The 14556-nt window shown below is 72.5% G+C and carries 13 protein-coding genes; 9 read left to right on the top strand and 4 right to left on the bottom strand.

Translation table 11 applies throughout. The features are described 5' to 3' along the window. Nucleotides 1–188: 188 nt before the first annotated feature. From DFJ66_RS33125 to DFJ66_RS33105, 5 genes are all read left to right on the top strand, one after another. A complete protein-coding gene (locus tag DFJ66_RS33125; RefSeq protein WP_121227123.1) occupies nucleotides 189–1775 on the top strand; it encodes a thiamine pyrophosphate-binding protein in 1587 nt (528 codons plus the stop codon). Beyond that, on the top strand, nucleotides 1772–2278 hold the full coding sequence (locus tag DFJ66_RS33120) for a DinB family protein (RefSeq protein WP_121227121.1): 507 nt from the start codon (nucleotides 1772–1774) through the stop codon (nucleotides 2276–2278). Before DFJ66_RS33125 ends, DFJ66_RS33120 begins: the two co-directional genes overlap by 4 nt. A 31-nt stretch (nucleotides 2279–2309) precedes the next feature. After that, nucleotides 2310–3830, top strand: a complete 1521-nt coding sequence (locus DFJ66_RS33115; protein WP_246029992.1) for an aldehyde dehydrogenase family protein — start codon at nucleotides 2310–2312, stop codon at nucleotides 3828–3830. Continuing rightward, nucleotides 3830–4918, top strand: coding sequence for a CaiB/BaiF CoA transferase family protein (locus DFJ66_RS33110; protein WP_121227119.1), 1089 nt, complete (start codon nucleotides 3830–3832; stop codon nucleotides 4916–4918). Before DFJ66_RS33115 ends, DFJ66_RS33110 begins: the two co-directional genes overlap by 1 nt. A 105-nt stretch (nucleotides 4919–5023) precedes the next feature. Continuing rightward, nucleotides 5024–5824 carry a S1 family peptidase gene (locus tag DFJ66_RS33105; RefSeq protein WP_246029991.1) on the top strand — a complete coding sequence of 267 codons (801 nt, stop codon included), beginning with the start codon at nucleotides 5024–5026 and terminating at the stop codon, nucleotides 5822–5824. Here the strand turns inward: DFJ66_RS33105 and DFJ66_RS33100 are convergent. After that, a complete protein-coding gene (locus tag DFJ66_RS33100) occupies nucleotides 5821–7077 on the bottom strand; it encodes a PI-PLC domain-containing protein (RefSeq protein WP_121227117.1) in 1257 nt (418 codons plus the stop codon). The two genes, DFJ66_RS33105 and DFJ66_RS33100, sit on opposite strands and share 4 nt — an antisense overlap. Before the next feature lie 114 nt (nucleotides 7078–7191). On the opposite strand from DFJ66_RS33100, the gene DFJ66_RS33095 reads away from it, so the two are divergent. The 3 genes from DFJ66_RS33095 to DFJ66_RS33085 all read left to right on the top strand — a co-directional run bounded on the left by DFJ66_RS33095 (nucleotide 7192) and on the right by DFJ66_RS33085 (nucleotide 11301). Further along, nucleotides 7192–7614: a CoA-binding protein gene (locus tag DFJ66_RS33095; RefSeq protein WP_121227115.1), complete on the top strand. Its 423-nt coding sequence runs from the start codon at nucleotides 7192–7194 to the stop codon at nucleotides 7612–7614. Nucleotides 7615–7659: 45 nt separating this feature from the next. Next, a complete protein-coding gene (locus DFJ66_RS33090) occupies nucleotides 7660–8460 on the top strand; it encodes an alpha/beta fold hydrolase (RefSeq protein ID WP_121227113.1) in 801 nt (266 codons plus the stop codon). Nucleotides 8461–9216: 756 nt separating this feature from the next. Then, the gene (locus DFJ66_RS33085; RefSeq protein WP_121227110.1) at nucleotides 9217–11301 is read left to right on the top strand and encodes an NACHT domain-containing protein; all 2085 of its coding nucleotides are present in this window, start codon (nucleotides 9217–9219) and stop codon (nucleotides 11299–11301) included. Here DFJ66_RS33085 and DFJ66_RS33080 read toward each other — a convergent pair. Together DFJ66_RS33080 and DFJ66_RS33075 are read right to left on the bottom strand one after the other, a co-directional pair. Then, nucleotides 11270–11692, bottom strand: a complete 423-nt coding sequence (locus tag DFJ66_RS33080; protein WP_121232088.1) for a DUF2269 domain-containing protein — start codon at nucleotides 11690–11692, stop codon at nucleotides 11270–11272. The genes DFJ66_RS33085 and DFJ66_RS33080 overlap by 32 nt on opposite strands. A gap of 60 nt (nucleotides 11693–11752) precedes the next feature. Beyond that, complete coding sequence (locus DFJ66_RS33075) at nucleotides 11753–13051, bottom strand: APC family permease (protein ID WP_121227108.1); 1299 nt, start codon at nucleotides 13049–13051, stop codon at nucleotides 11753–11755. An 85-nt stretch (nucleotides 13052–13136) separates the two neighbouring features. Between DFJ66_RS33075 and DFJ66_RS33070 the strand changes: the two genes are divergently transcribed. Further along, nucleotides 13137–13715, top strand: coding sequence for a TetR/AcrR family transcriptional regulator (locus DFJ66_RS33070; RefSeq protein WP_121227106.1), 579 nt, complete (start codon nucleotides 13137–13139; stop codon nucleotides 13713–13715). On the opposite strand, the gene DFJ66_RS33065 is transcribed toward DFJ66_RS33070, so the two are convergent. Continuing rightward, nucleotides 13710–14555: a pentapeptide repeat-containing protein gene (locus DFJ66_RS33065; RefSeq protein WP_121227104.1), complete on the bottom strand. Its 846-nt coding sequence runs from the start codon at nucleotides 14553–14555 to the stop codon at nucleotides 13710–13712. The genes DFJ66_RS33070 and DFJ66_RS33065 overlap by 6 nt on opposite strands. Between the last annotated feature and the right edge of the window lies 1 nt (nucleotide 14556).

The raw sequence follows: 14556 nt of genomic DNA, 5'->3' as shown, positions 1-14556 counted from the left end.
CGGCCACCCGTTGATCGAACACCGAACCACCGTCCGGCTGCTGATCCCTGCTCTGGACATACGCATCCGCGTTCACCCCTCACACCCCCGATCGCCGCGGTGTGCGGCGACTCCCCCGGTTCGCACCGAGCGGCAGAGGTGGGGTGGGGGCGTTGCCGCGCGGCCCCGGCACTGCCTAGCTTCGGCGCATGGTGACCGGTGCGGTGCGGTTGGTCGAGGTGTTGCGGGCGCACGGGGTCGAGGTCGTGTTCGGGTTGCCCGGGGTGCACAACCTGCCCATCTGGGAAGCCCTGCGCGCATCACCCGTCCGGCTGATCGGCGTCCGGCACGAGCAGACCGCCGGCTACGCCGCGGACGGGTACGCCCGCGCCACCGGCAGGCTCGGCGTCGCCCTCGTCACGACCGGGCCGGGGGCCGCGAACTGCCTCGGCGCCACCGGCGAGGCGATGGCCTCCGGCTCACCCGTCCTGGTGATCGCCACCGACATCCCCTCCCCCCTGCGCCGACCCGGCGAGTACCGGGGCGCCCTGCACGAGACCCGGGACCAGCGCGCGATGTTCCTCCCCGTCGTGAAAGGCGGCTGGACCCTGCGCGGCCCCCACGACCTGGGCACCTACGCCGACCACGCCGCCCTCCTCGCCACCACCGCCCCGCACGGACCGGTCTACCTGGGCATCCCCACCGACCACCTCACCGCCGACACCGGCCCCTGGCACCGCATCCCGACCGCCCCACCGGTCGTGCCGGCGCTCGACGCCGCCCGAGCGCTCATCGAGCAGTCCACCCGGCCGCTGATCTGGGCGGGCGGCGGCGCCCAACGCGCCCAAGCCGGACCGTCGATCGCCGACCTCGCCGAGCGCCTGGACGCCCCGATCGTCACCACCTACGCAGCCCGGGGCCTGGTCGACCACCCCCACGTCGTCCACGGACCGGTCCACCTGCCCGAGATCGGCGCGCTGTGGGACGAGGCCGACCTGGTCATCGGCATCGGCAGCGACTTCGACGGCATGATGACCCAGAACTGGCTCCAGCCACCCCCGCCCCGGCTCCTGTCGATCAACGTCGACACGGTCCGCAACTACCCGCCGGACGTCACCCTGCGCGGTGACGCGCGGGTCGTCACCGAAGCCCTCGCCCGGACCCTCGACCCCCGCCCGGCCAACGGCACCGCAGAGCGGGTCGCCGAGCTCAACGCCGAAGCCCGCCGAGCAGCCGAAGCCGACGAACCCCAGGTCACCGGCCTGCTCGACGCGCTGGAAGGGCACCGGGTGGTCGCCGACATGTGCGTCGCCGGCTACTGGATCGGCGGCTTCCACCGGGTCACGGCACCCCGCCACCTCGCCTACCCGGTCGGCTGGGGCACCCTCGGCTTCGGCTTCCCGGCCGCCCTGGGCGCGGCCCTCGCCGGACGGACGGTGGCCGTGTGCGGGGACGGCGGGTTCCTCTTCGCGTGCGGCGACCTCGCCACCGCCGCCCAGGAACAGCTGCCGGTCACGGTCGTCCTGGTCGACGACGGCGGCTACGGCATGCTCCGCTACGACCAGGTCCAAGCCGGCCACCCGACCCACGGCGTCGACCTGCACACCCCGGACTTCGCGGCGCTGGCGCGCAGCTTCGGCATCGAGTCGTCCACTGTGGACGGCTTCGGCGACGACTTCCGGCGCACCCTCGACAAGTACACCCAGGCCGAAGGACCCAACGTCCTGGTCGTCAAGGCCGAGCTGAAGCCTCCCGTGAACACCTCCCCGCGTTGGTACCGTAAGGTTCGAACATGAGTTCGAACCGCGTGTGGCCGCGGGCGGCGGCCGACGACGAAGTGCGCCTGCTCACCGACTTCCTGACCTTCCTGCGCCTGACCGCCGTGGGCAAGGTCGAGGGCCTGAGCCGCGAGCAGGCCACCGCCGCGCCGATCCCGACCTCCCCCGTCGTCACGGCCCTGGGCGTGATCAAACACCTGATCGCGGTCGAGCGGTACTGGCTGTCCATCGAGGCCGGTGGACTGGACGTTCCCGCGTTGTGGGGCGAAGACGCCGACGCCTCCTGGCGGATCGAGGACCACGAGACCGTGGCGTCCGTCCTGGCCGACTACCGCGCCGAGTGGGAGCGCTCCGCCGAGGCCATCGCGGGTCTGGGCCCCGGCGACCGCACGCGCGCCGACCGCGACGGCAACGGCCGGACGCTCCGGTGGGTGCTGGCCCACCTGGTCCAGGAGACCGGCCGGCACGTCGGCCACCTGGACTTCCTGCGCGAACTGGCGGACGGGGAGAAGGGCGAGTAGCCCCACGCCGGAGGGGTTGGCACCCGGTCGGATGAGCACCAGGCTGGTGGCCATGAACTACGTGTCCACGAACCCCGCCGACCTCGAGGACGTCGTCACCACCGTCGACCTGGTCGACGCGCAGGCGTTCACCGCCGCCGCGCGGCGCGCGAAGCAAGCCCACCGCGACTGGGCCCGGGTGCCCGCGCCGGTGCGGGGGCAGGTGGTCGCCAACATCGGCAGGCTGGTCGAGGCCAACGCCGAGGCGCTGGCCCGGCTGGTCACCCGCGAGATCGGCAAGCCGCTGGCCGAGGCGCGCGGCGAGGTGCAGGAGATCGCGGACACGTGCGCGTTCTTCGTCGGCGAGGGTCGGCGGCTCTACGGCCAGACCGTGCCGTCGGAGATGCCGGACAAGCAGCTGTTCACCTTCCGCAACCCGGTCGGCGTTACGGCGTTCATCACCGCGGGCAACTTCCCGGTCGCCGTGCCGTCCTGGTACATCGTGCCCGCGCTGCTGTGCGGCAACACGGTGGTGTGGAAGCCCGCCGAGTACTCCGCCGCGTCCGCGCAGGCCTTCTACGACATCTTCGCCGCGTCCGGCCTGCCCGAGGGCGTGCTGAACATCGTCTTCGCCGAGGGCTCGGAGACGTTCCGGGGCCTGGAGAGCGCTCTGCAGGAACGGCTGGTGGACAAGGTCGGTTTCACCGGGTCGTCCGAGGTCGGCGCGCTGATCGGCGAGCTGTGCGGGCGGCACCTCCAGTCGCCGTGCCTGGAGCTGGGCGGCAAGAACCCGATGGTGGTCACCGAGGACGCCGACCTCGACCTGGCGGTGCAGGGTGCGTTGTTCTCCGGGTTCGGCACCGGCGGGCAGCGCTGCACGTCACTGGGCACGGCCATCGTGCACGAGTCGGTGCACGACGAGTTCCTGCGCCGGTTCACCGCCGTGACCGAGGCGGCCGTGGTGGGCGACCCGTTCGGCGACGTGCTGTACGGGCCGATGCTGGACGGCAAGTTCGCCGTGTCCTACGAGAAGTACCTGGGCTGGGTGCGCGACCACCACACCACGCACGGCTCGACCGGCGTCGGCCGGATCACGGCGGCCAACCCCCGCGCGGGTTTCCTCGGCGACCCGGACGCGGGCCTGTTCTACCACCCGGTGATCGTCTCGGGTGTCCGCCCTGACGACGAGCTGTTCCTGCACGAGACGTTCGGCCCGATCGTCGGCGTCACCGCCTACCGCACATTGGACGAGGCCGTCGAGCTGGCGAACCGGCCCGGCTACGGCCTGTCCAGCTCCATCTACACCACCGACCCGAACAAGGTGTTCGCGTTCCGCACCGGGATCAGCGCGGGCATGGTGAGCGTGAACAACTCCACCTCGGGCGCGGAAGCGCACGTGCCGTTCGGCGGGAACGGCAAGTCCGGCAACGGGTCCCGCCAGTCCGGTGTGTGGGTGCTCGACCAGTTCACCCGCTGGCAGGCGGTGAACTGGGACTACTCGGGCGCGCTGCAGAAGGCGCAGATGGACACGTTGTCGGTCGAGGCCGACCTGGACTTCCGGCTGGACGGCTGATGGGCGGGTCGGACCGCGTGGGCTCGCTCGACGGGATCGTCATCGCGGACTTCGGCCGCGTGCTGGCCGCGCCCTACGCCACGATGGTGTTGGCCGACCTCGGTGCGGAAGTGATCAAGATCGAGCACCCGCGCGGTGACGAGACACGCGCGTGGGGGCCGCCGTACGCGCACGGGCAGGCCACGTACTTCCTGTCGGTGAACCGGAACAAGGTGTCCCGCACGATCGACCTGGCCACGCCGGAGGGCCTGGCGGAGGCACGGGAGTTGGCGCTGGGCGCGGACGTGGTGGTGGAGAACTTCCGGCCCGGCACCATGCGGAAGTTCGGTCTGGACCACGAGTCGTTGCGCGCTGTCCACAAAGGACTGGTGTACTGCTCGGTGACCGGCTTCGGCGCGGGCGGGGGCGCGGCGCTGCCCGGGTACGACCTGCTGGTGCAGGCGGTCGGCGGGCTGATGAGCGTCACCGGGACGACCGAGCCGACCAAGGTGGGCGTGGCCCTGGTCGACGTGCTGACCGGTCTGCACGCCGCCGTGGGCATCCTGGCCGCGCTGCGCCACCGCGACCGCACCGGCGAGGGCCAGTTGGTCGAGGTGGACCTGCTGTCGGTGCTGTTGTCCAGCATGGTCAACCAGTCCGCCGGGTACACGCTCGCCGGGGTCGTGCCCGGCCTGATGGGCAACCGGCACCCGTCCATCGCGCCCTACGAGGTGTTCCCCACCGCCGACCGCCCGATGGTGCTGGCCGTGGGCAACGACCGGCAGTTCGAGCGCCTGTGGGCCGCGCTGGACCTCGACCCCGATCCCCGGTTCGCCACCAACTCCGACCGGGTCGCGCACGTGGACGCGCTGGCCGACCTGCTGTCCGACCGCCTGCGCACCCGGCCGGCCGCCGAGTGGTTCGCCCTGCTCACGCCGCTGGGCGTGCCGTGCGGACCGGTCAACGACCTGGCGGGCGCGGTCGAGTTGGCGCGGTCGCTGGGCCTCGGCCCGACCGTCGACGTCGACGGCCTGACCCTGGTCGCCAACCCCATCCGCCTGTCCGAGACCCCGGCGACCTACCGGCTGCCGCCGCCCGAGCTGGAGTGACGTGGGGATTCCCGCTTACCGGTGAATTGTTTCGCCCGGCGGTGGTGTCCCTGTGGTCGCCACCGCCGTGGGCTGCTTCCATGCCCGGGACTCCCGGGAGGTTTCGTGGCCAAGCGTGTGCCGGGCGCGGTGGCGGTCGCCGTGCTCGTCCTGCCCCTGATGGCGGTGCCCGCGCGGGCGGCCGCGGTCGACTTCGCCGGCGCGGTGGCGTTGAGCAACTGCTCGGGGTCGGTGGTCCGCACGTCCGCGGCCCAGCCGTCCGACCCGGCCCTGGTGCTGACCAACGGGCACTGCGTGCGGATGCTGGACGTGGACGAGGTGGTGGTGGACGAGCCGTCGTCGCGCACGGTCACCCTGATCAACCGCGACGGCACCGGTTCGCTGCGGTCGGTGCGGGCCGACCGCCTGCTGTACGCGACCATGACCGACACCGACGCGGCGGTGTACCGGCTCGGCGTGACCTACGCCGAGGTCGAGGCGGCGGGCTCGCGCGCACTCGAACTCTCGCCGACGGGGCCGGCGTCCGGCGCCGACATCCGCGTGGTGTCCGGGTACTGGAAGACGATCTACTCCTGTGCGCTCGACGGGATAGTCCACCGGCTGCGGGAGGACCAGTGGTCGTGGCCCGACGCGATCCGGTACGCGCCGGCGTGCCGGACCAAGGGCGGCACGTCCGGGTCGCCGGTCGTGGACGCCGGGACCGGTCTGGTCGTCGGGGTCAACAACACGGCGAACGAGAACGGCGAGCGCTGCACGCTGAACAACCCGTGCGAGGAGGACGAGACCGGTGCCGTGACGGTGCGCCGCGGGATCGGGTACGGGCAGCAGACCCACCAGATCGTGCCGTGCGTGCGGCCGGGCGCGATCGACCTGACCGCGCCCGGCTGCACGTTGCCCCGGCCTTAGAACCGTTCTACCGCAAGGGCTTGCACGGCCGCTGCCGGGTTGCCCAGGTGGTAGTGGTCGACGGCGAGGTAGTTCGGGGTCTTGCGGGCGGCGGGTTCGCAGAAGCGGCGGGCGCGGTCGGCGAGCTTGCCGTTGTCGGTGGTGGCGGTGCTGGTGAACGGGACGTCCCGGAAGTGGTTCATGACGAACAGCGGGGTGAAGCCGGGTTCCCGCCGGGTGAGCGGGGTGTTCCAGCGGCTGTAGCAGGACCAGTCGGACGTGCCCAGACCCGGTCCCATGGACCAGAAGTTCTCCACGGTCCACTCGGACTGGTACATCACGCCGAAGCTGTCGCGCTGCGGGGTGTCACCCGAGCGGGTGTGGTCGGTGAAGATCATGAGCCGTTTTCCGGTGGCGCGCAGGGTGTCCAGGGTCGGCCAGCCGGTCGCGCGGACGCCGGCCCGGTCGGGGCGGAAGAGGACGTCGGCCAGGCCGGTGACGCGGCCGAGTTCGCTCTGGAGGACCTGGGCGGAGACGTAGTCCTCCAGGAAGATCGTGACGAACTCGGTGGGGTTGGCGCGCAGGAAGTCCACGACCTTCTGGACGTCCACCCAGAGGGCGACCGGGCGGCTGACCCAGGTGCAGCTGTTGTGGCACAGGATCGCGCCGTCCGGGGTCTGGTGCACGTCGAGCTGGAAACCGCGGACGCCGTCGGCGAGTTGCTGCGCGATACCGCGCTGCTGGTTCGGGGCGAGGTTGACGAACGGCGGCGCGAAACCGCCGTCCACGCCGTTGGCGTAGGCGTTGTGGGCGGTCAGGAAGGTGACCTGGTCGAGCCGGCGGGTGCCGTCCTGGGGGACGGGGGTGCGGGTCGGGTGGACCGGGGTGAAGTACCAGAGGTCGTCGCCGGTGCCGATCTTCACCTGGTCGCCGGCGGAGATCAGGTAGCGGTCGGTGCCGGGGACGCGCAGGCGGTGGCGGTCTGCGTCGGGCAGGACGTCCCACTGGGCGTCGGGGCTGTCGCAGGCGAGCATGACGGCTTGGTCGCCTGCGCGGCCGAGGCACAGGGTGCCTTCCTGGAGGGTTCGGCCGCTCAACGTCCACTGCTGGTGGTCTTCGTCGCCCTTGGGTCGGTGCTGGACGACGGAGGTTCCCGACACGGCCGCGTTGAGCCCGGTCGTGACGCTGTGCAGGTAGATCGGGGTGTCGGCGGCCGTGGCCGGGGTGGCGGTGATGAGCAGGAGCAGCGTCGCGAGTGCAGGGATGGCTCGCATCAGTGGTCCTCTCGCAGGTCGTGCGGCGGCCCCTCACAGGATCACCCACCACCCACATAACGCGAAAGAGGTTCACGTCATCTGACCCTGCTCCGCTCGCCCTACCCTGGAGGTATGAGCGAACCGTGGGGCGACACCGAGAAGATCCGGCGCATCCTGGCCGACTGCGAGACGTGGGCGATCGTGGGCCTGGCCGACCACCCGCACCGACCGGCGTACGGCGTGGCGCGGTTCCTGCAACAGCGCGGCAAGCGGATCGTGCCGGTGCACCCGGACGCGGAGACCGTGCTGGGCGAGCAGGGTTACGCGAAGCTGGCGGACATCCCGTTCCCGGTGGACTGCGTGGACGTGTTCCGCCGGTCCGAGGCCGCCGGCGAGTTCGCGGACGCCGCGGTCGAGATCGGGGCGAAGGCGGTGTGGTTCCAGCTCGACGTCGTGGACGAGGAGGCCTACGCGCGGGCCACCGAGGCCGGCTTGGACATGGTGATGAACCGCTGCCCCGCGATCGAGTGGTCCGCCAACGGTCCACAGCGGTGATCCGGGCGCTGCCCCGGATGCGGTCGGGCCGCTAGCCTCGCGGTCATGCCGGTCGCCAAGCTCAACGGGATCACCCTGAACTACGACGTCCAGGGCTCCGGCCCGCTCGTGGTCCTGATCATGGGCACCGGCAGCCCCGGACGGGTGTGGCACCCGCACCAGGTACCGGCGTTGCTCCAGGCGGGCTTCCGGGTGGCGACCTTCGACAACCGCGGCATCCCGCCGACGGACGAGTGCGCGGGCGGCATGAAGATCGAGGACCTGGTAGCCGACACCGCGGCCCTGATCGAACACCTGGGCGGGCCGGCCCACGTGGTCGGCACGTCCCTGGGCGCGCGGGTGGCGCAGGAACTGGCCCTGTCCCGCCCGGACCTGGTGGCGAAGGCGGTGTTGATGGCCACCGCCGGCCGCAACGACCCGCTGCAGATCGCTCTGTCCCAGGGCGAACGCGCACTGCACGACGAGAACATCACGTTGCCCGGCCGGTACCACGCGGCGATGACAGCGGTCCTGAACCTGTCCCCGGCAACTCTCCGCGACCCGATGGCGATCCGGGACTGGCTGGACGTCTTCGAGTACACGGGCTCGGCGGTCGGTGCGGGCGTGCGCGCGCAGATGGAGCTGGACGAGTTCGACAGCCGCCTGGACGCCCTGCGCGAGATCAGCGTGCCGTGCCTGGTGATCGCCTTCACAGACGACCGAGTCCTGCCCGCACACCTGGGCCGCGAGGTGGCGGAGGCGATCCCGGGCGCGGAATACGCCGAGGTCAAGGATGCCGGCCACTTCGGCTTCCTGGAACGACCAGCAGAAGTCAACCGCCTCCTCACCACCTTCCTGACCAGCTGAAAGCCGGCGGCTGGGGATTCACCCGATCGAGCGACATGCAGCATCCGCGACCAACTCCCACCTCGCGCGTCCCGTAGAGAAGAAAGGAACGCGGGCCCACCGGCCACCCCCACGACCTCACCGACACCCCCACCAGACCCACCCGGCCCCGGCCCCCGGCCCACAGCCGCCAGGCACCGGCCACAGCCACACCCCACCGCACCAACGCCACGCCCACCCCACGCCACCACACCCGCCCCCCATCGCCACACCCACCCCCAGCCGCGCCCCGCCGCACCCGCCCGCGCCGCCGCACCCGCCCCCAGCCGCGCCCCGCCGCACCCGCACCCGCACGCGCCGCCGCACCCACCCCAGCCGCGCCCCGCCGCACCCGCACCCGCACCCGCACGCGCCGCCGCGCCCGCGCCCCGCCGCCCACAGCGCCGCCCCACCCATGCCGCGCCGCCACGCCGAGCGCCGCCGCAACCCGCCCCGCCAGCGCCCCCCGGCCCCGCCTGCGCCGCCCCAGCCAGCCGCGCCCCAGCCAGCCGCGTCCCGGCCAGCCCCACCCCAGCCAGCCGCGTCCCAGCCAGCCGCGTCCCGGGCAGCCGCAGTCCGGGCAGCCGCGTCCCGGGCAGCCGCGTCCCGGGCAGCGCCGGCTGTGTCGCGTCCGCCCCAACCACCCCACCAACCCCACCAGCACCCCTGAGGTCGGGAAGCGGCCTACCACCGAACCGCAAACGCCGTTACCGTCGTTGCGACCTGCGGAAGGGGCACATGGACCACAGACGACTCGCTCGCGCCTCGCGCACGATCGCCCTGATCGGCGTGGGCGGTGTGACGTGTCTCGTGGTGTTGCCCATCGCCATCAACGCGGCTACCGGTGGTTCGGCGCTGCGGGTGCTCGGGCCGTACGCCACCTGGTTGTGGCCGTCCCTCGTGTTGCTCACCCTGGTCACCGCCGGGCTGGCCGCGTGGGAGCCGTTGAGCACCGTGCTCGTGCAGCGGCGGCCGGCTCATCCCGCCAACCGGGGGGCCGCGCTGGAACGGGTCGACCGGTACGTCCGCGCGCGGGTCGACGGGTCGTTGGCGGCCCAGGTTCGGCTCAAGCTCGGGGTGGTGCCGCGGGTCGGGCCTGCGTTGCCGACGCGGGTTCGGGTGCCGTTGGTGGTGGCCGGGGAGAGCGGGTCGGGGAAGACGTCGTTGTTGCTCGAGCTCGCCGGCCGGCTGCTCGAACGGGCTCGGGCGGACGTCGGGTGGCCCGTGCCGGTCGTGGTGGACCTCGGGGGTTGGCGGCCCGAGGACGACTTCGGCGAGTGGCTGCTGCACGCGATCAAGCGGCGGTACCGGATCGGCACCAGGCTCGGGCGGACGTGGCTGCGCGAGCAGCGCCTGACGATCCTCTTCGACGGCCTGGACGACCTCCCCGCCGAGCACCGCGCCGACTGCCTGCGCTGGATCACCGCCCTGAAACTGCCGCAGGTCGTGCTGTGCTGCGCGACCGACGACTACGAGAGCCTCCCCCGCTACGACGTCGTCCACGTGGAACCGTTGCGCCGCACCGACGTCCTCCACCTGATCGCCGCCTGCGAACCCCGCCTCGACGGCCTCCACGAAGCCCTCACCAAGGACCCCGACCTGTGGGACGAGGTCCGCACCCCGCTCGCCTTCGACCTCCTCGCCCTCGCCTACCGCGCCGGACGCGCGGAGTACCGGGGCGGCGTCCTCGACACCTACCTCGTCGAGTCGGCGGCCCGGGGCCCGAGCCGGAACCCGGCGCGCGTCGAGCGGACGAGCAGGGCCGAGCGCATGGTCCGGTCACTGCGGTTCCTCGCCCGCATCGCCCGTCGCCGCAACGACCTCCGCGCCCGTCACCGCCTGCCCCACCGCCTCGTCTGGCTGGACTTCGTCGACGACCCGGTGGTGTGGCGCCTGTTCCGACGTGCTGTCCCGGGCGCACTGGCGGGCCTGCTGACCGGCACGTCCCTCGTCACCGCCCTGGAACTGGGCTGGCCGACCGCCCTCGCCGCCGCAGTCGCCACCACCGCCCTGCGCACGAACCGGTTCCCGGCCACCACCACCGACCGCCGACGCGGCTTCCGCTGGGCCGCGACGGGTTTCGCCGCGGGCACGGCGACCGGCGCGGCACTGTCCACTGTGGGCGGTTGGCTCGGCGCGCGGACAGCCGACTGGCCGGCGTTCGTGACCTTCACCCTGGTCCTGCTCACCGCGTTCCTCATCACCCTCTCCCTGACCGGAGACCGCTACTGGGCCGTCGCCGGCGCCCTCGCCCCCACCGCCGTGATGATCTGGACCGGCCCCTCCCCGGACCTCCTGACCGGCCTCGGCATCGGCCTGCTCACCGGCACCGCCACCGGCCTGGTCACCGCGGGCCTGGCGAAGGTGTGGCAGGACCTCGACCACCCGAACCGACCCGACCACCCGAACCGGCCCAACCGAAGCGACGGACCCCGCAGACTCGTACCCCGCGCCGCCCTGCACTGGCTGCCGCTCGCCGGCCTGCCCGCCACCGCTCTGGCCGCCGCCCTCGGCGCACCCGCGACCCTCCACGCCGCCCCGATCGCCGGCCTGCTGATCGGCCTCGCCGTCACCCCCGCCATCCGCACGCCCGACCCGATCGCCGAACTGCTCGCCGCACCCCTCGCCCTGGACGAGTTCCCGTTGCGCCGCAAGGCGATCATTCAAGCCGCACGCGACCGGGTCCTCCTGGTCGACGACAACCGCTTCCCGCACACCCTCGTCCGCGACCACCTCGCCGACTGCGACCCGGACGAGCTGGCCGCCACCGTCGAACGCCGCCGCGCCGCCCTCAGCCCCACCGCGTCCGCCCCCACGGCTTGAACACCGACAAAGCGGTGTTGACCAGGTACAACGTCAGCGACACACAGCACGCCACCAGCACGTCCGCGCCCGCCCCGGCCACGCCGTCCGCCGCGTCACGCACCCCGGACCGCAGCGCGAAGAACGTCGCCACCAGCGCGACCACGGTCAGCACGAACTTCACCAGCACCCACCGGTGCTTCACCAACCCCCACTTCGTGCCCAACGACAGCACGACCCCGCTCACCAGCGCCCCCACCCCCATCGGCAGCACCACGAAATCGGCCAACACCACCAACGGCCGGTAAAAACCGGACAGGGCCAGCGCGAGGTCGCCCACCGTCACCCCTAACCACCCGACGGACGTGACGACGTGCAACAGCACCCAGGACTTGCGCGCAACAGGCTTCATACCGGTCACCGTGCCGAAGAAGACCCGGTCACCACGTCCGCCCGACAGCGGCACACCGGCCTACGCCCGTCGACGTAGCTCCACGGCCGACAGGTTGCCGTCCTGGTCCAACGACCCGCGCCGCCGCCCGTGCCACCGCAGGAACAGCAGCGCCAGCACCGCGACCAGCACCGGCAGCAGCACCGACGCCCCCGACACCACCAGCAGCAACAACACCCCCGCCAGCGCGAACACCGCCGTGTACCGGGCCTTGCTGCGCCGGGGCAGCAGTCGCACGGCCGCCGCCGCGCCGATCACGTACACCGCCACGAACTGCGCGGTCGTCAACAGCACGAGCACCCGCAGGCCCAGCCCGGTCACGCCGACGAACAGCAGCACCAGCAGCGACAACCCCACCAGCACGGCCAGGCTGCGCCGCGGCACCTCCCCCGCCACGCTCCCCCGCGACAGCCGCCGCGGGAACGCACCGTCCCGGCTCAGCGCCGCGCCGAGCTTCGCCCCGCCCGCGTAGTAGGCGTTCATCGACCCGACGGTCAGCAGCACGGCGGCCACCGCCGCGCACACCTTGAAGTTGCCGCCCAGCGCCCGTGCCAGCAGCTCGCCCAGCGGCGCGGGCGAGTCGGACGCGCCCCGCACGGCCACCGTCACGAACGCGACCGACAGGTACAGCACCGCGACGACCAGCACCGCGTACCCGGCCGCGCGCGGCAGGTCGCGTTGCGGTTTCCCGAACTCCTGCGCCAGGTGCGCGATCGCCTCCCAGCCGGCGAAACTCCACACCAGCAGGGCCGCCGCCGGGCCGATCGCCGTCCAGCCGTGCGGCGCGAACGGCTCCAGGTTCGCCAGGTCCGCCAACGGGACCGCGACGGCGACGGCGACGAGGACGAGCAGCACCAGCAGTCCCGCCAGCACGCACTGCACCCGTCCCGACGCGCGCAGACCCGCCCAGTTGGTGGAGAACACCAGCGCCGTCAGCACCAGCGCGGTCACCAGCTGGGTCAACCGGCCGCCGCCGACCGCGTCCGCCACGTACGAGCCGGCGAACAACGCGGAGGCGGTCGTGCCCGGCGGGACGGCGAAGAAGAAACACCAGCCCACCACCGCCGCCGCGCGCTCGCCGAACGCCAGCCGCGCGTACGTGGACACCCCGCCCGCGTCCGGGTGCCGGGCGGCGAGCGCGGCGAAGGTGGCCGCCAGGGGCGCGGAGACCATCACCAGACAGAGCCAGGCGAGCAGCGACGCCGGTCCCGCGACCTCGGCGGCCAACGCGGGCACGGCGATCACGCCGGTTCCCAGCACGGCGCCCACGTACAGCGCCGTGCCGTGCACGACGGTCAACGCCGGACGCGTGCTGCCCATGACGTGACAGCTTCCCAAACTCGGGGCAACAGCCCAAGGTCTCGCCCGTTATCCGTGCGTGCACAAACGGCTACGCTGCGGTGACGTGGGCAGGCCACGGGAGTTCGACGACGCGGCGGTCGTGGACGCCGCGATGGAGGTGTTCTGGTCGAAGGGGTACGAGTCCACTTCGACGGAGGACCTGTGCGCGCGCACGGGTCTGGGGCGCGGCAGCCTCTACAACGCCTACGGCAGCAAGCACGGGCTGTACGAACGGGCGTTGCGCCGGTACGCCGAGGTGGGGTTCAGCGCGCAGGCGGAGATCCTGAACGGTCCCGGCGGGGTGAAACAACGCTTGCGCGCCTTGATGGTCGCGGTGATCGACACCGACCTCGGCGACCCCGTGAAGCGCGGGTGCCTCGCCGTGAACGCGGCCGTGGACGCCGGTGGCACGGACGACGTGGTGGCGGAGCAGGTGCTGCGGCAGTTCTCGCGCTTCGAGACGGCGGTGTTCGAGGTGATCGCGCGGGGGCAGCGGGACGGCGAGGTCGCAGCGGACGTGGACCCGTTGGTGGCGGCGAGGTCGTTCGTCAGCGCGTACTACGGGTTGCGGGTGCTGGGCAAGGTCGTCCGGGACCGGCGGGTGCTGGAGGACGTGGTGGAAGGGGTTGTGGCCCGGTTATGACGTCCAGCGGGCGGGGCGGGTCAGGCCGTGCGGCAGCTTCGTGGTGGCATCGCCCTTCGCGCCGTCGAGTTGGACCTGGGTGACGAACAGGGCGCCGGTAAGGTCGGCTCCGGCGAGGTCGGCGCCACGCAGGTCCGCGCCGATGAGGTCGGCTTCGCGCAGGTCGGCCCCGCGCAGCTGCGCCCCGATCAGGTAGGCGCCACGCAGGTCCGCGCCACGCAGGTCGGCCTTGACCAGCTTGCGGCCGATGAGGTCCGCGTTCCGCTTGGACTTGCGGCCCTTGACGTGCCGGCGGGCCTGGTCGCTGGCCTGTTCCAGCAGGGCGGCGACCGCGCGCCAGCGGGGGCCGACGTCCAGGCGCGCCAACGCTTCCGGCCGTTCGGCGGTGAGGTCTTCGATCTCGCGGCGGGCCTGCTCGAGCCGCGCGCGGAGGTTCTCCTGGTCCAGGGCGATGGCCTGGGTGAGGTACCAGAGGAGTTCGTGCAGTTCGCGCATGACCGGGAAGACGTCGAACATCAGCTCGGCGGTCTCCGGGGCGTCCCGCCAGCTAGTGCCGCCGAAGGTCACCTGGGCGACCCGCTGGCCCGCGCCGAAGCAGTCGTAGACCGTGCAGCCGGGGAAACCGTTCTGCCGCAGGCTGGTGTGGATGCCGCAGCGGAAGTCGGCCTGGAGGTTGCGGCACGGGGTGCGGGCGGGTTTGTCGATCGCGAAGTCCGCGGACTTGGCGAACGCCGGGACCACGCAGCACAACCCGAAGCACCGCGCGCAGTCGCCCCGCAACTCGGTCACGTCGCGCAGCTCGGTCACGTCGCGCGGCTCGGTCACTTCGCGCTTGTTCATG

It is taken from the genome of Saccharothrix variisporea (genome assembly GCF_003634995.1).
GTDB classification, from domain to species: Bacteria; Actinomycetota; Actinomycetes; order Mycobacteriales; family Pseudonocardiaceae; genus Actinosynnema; species Actinosynnema variisporeum.
This window is presented reverse-complemented; position numbering and strand designations above follow the sequence as displayed.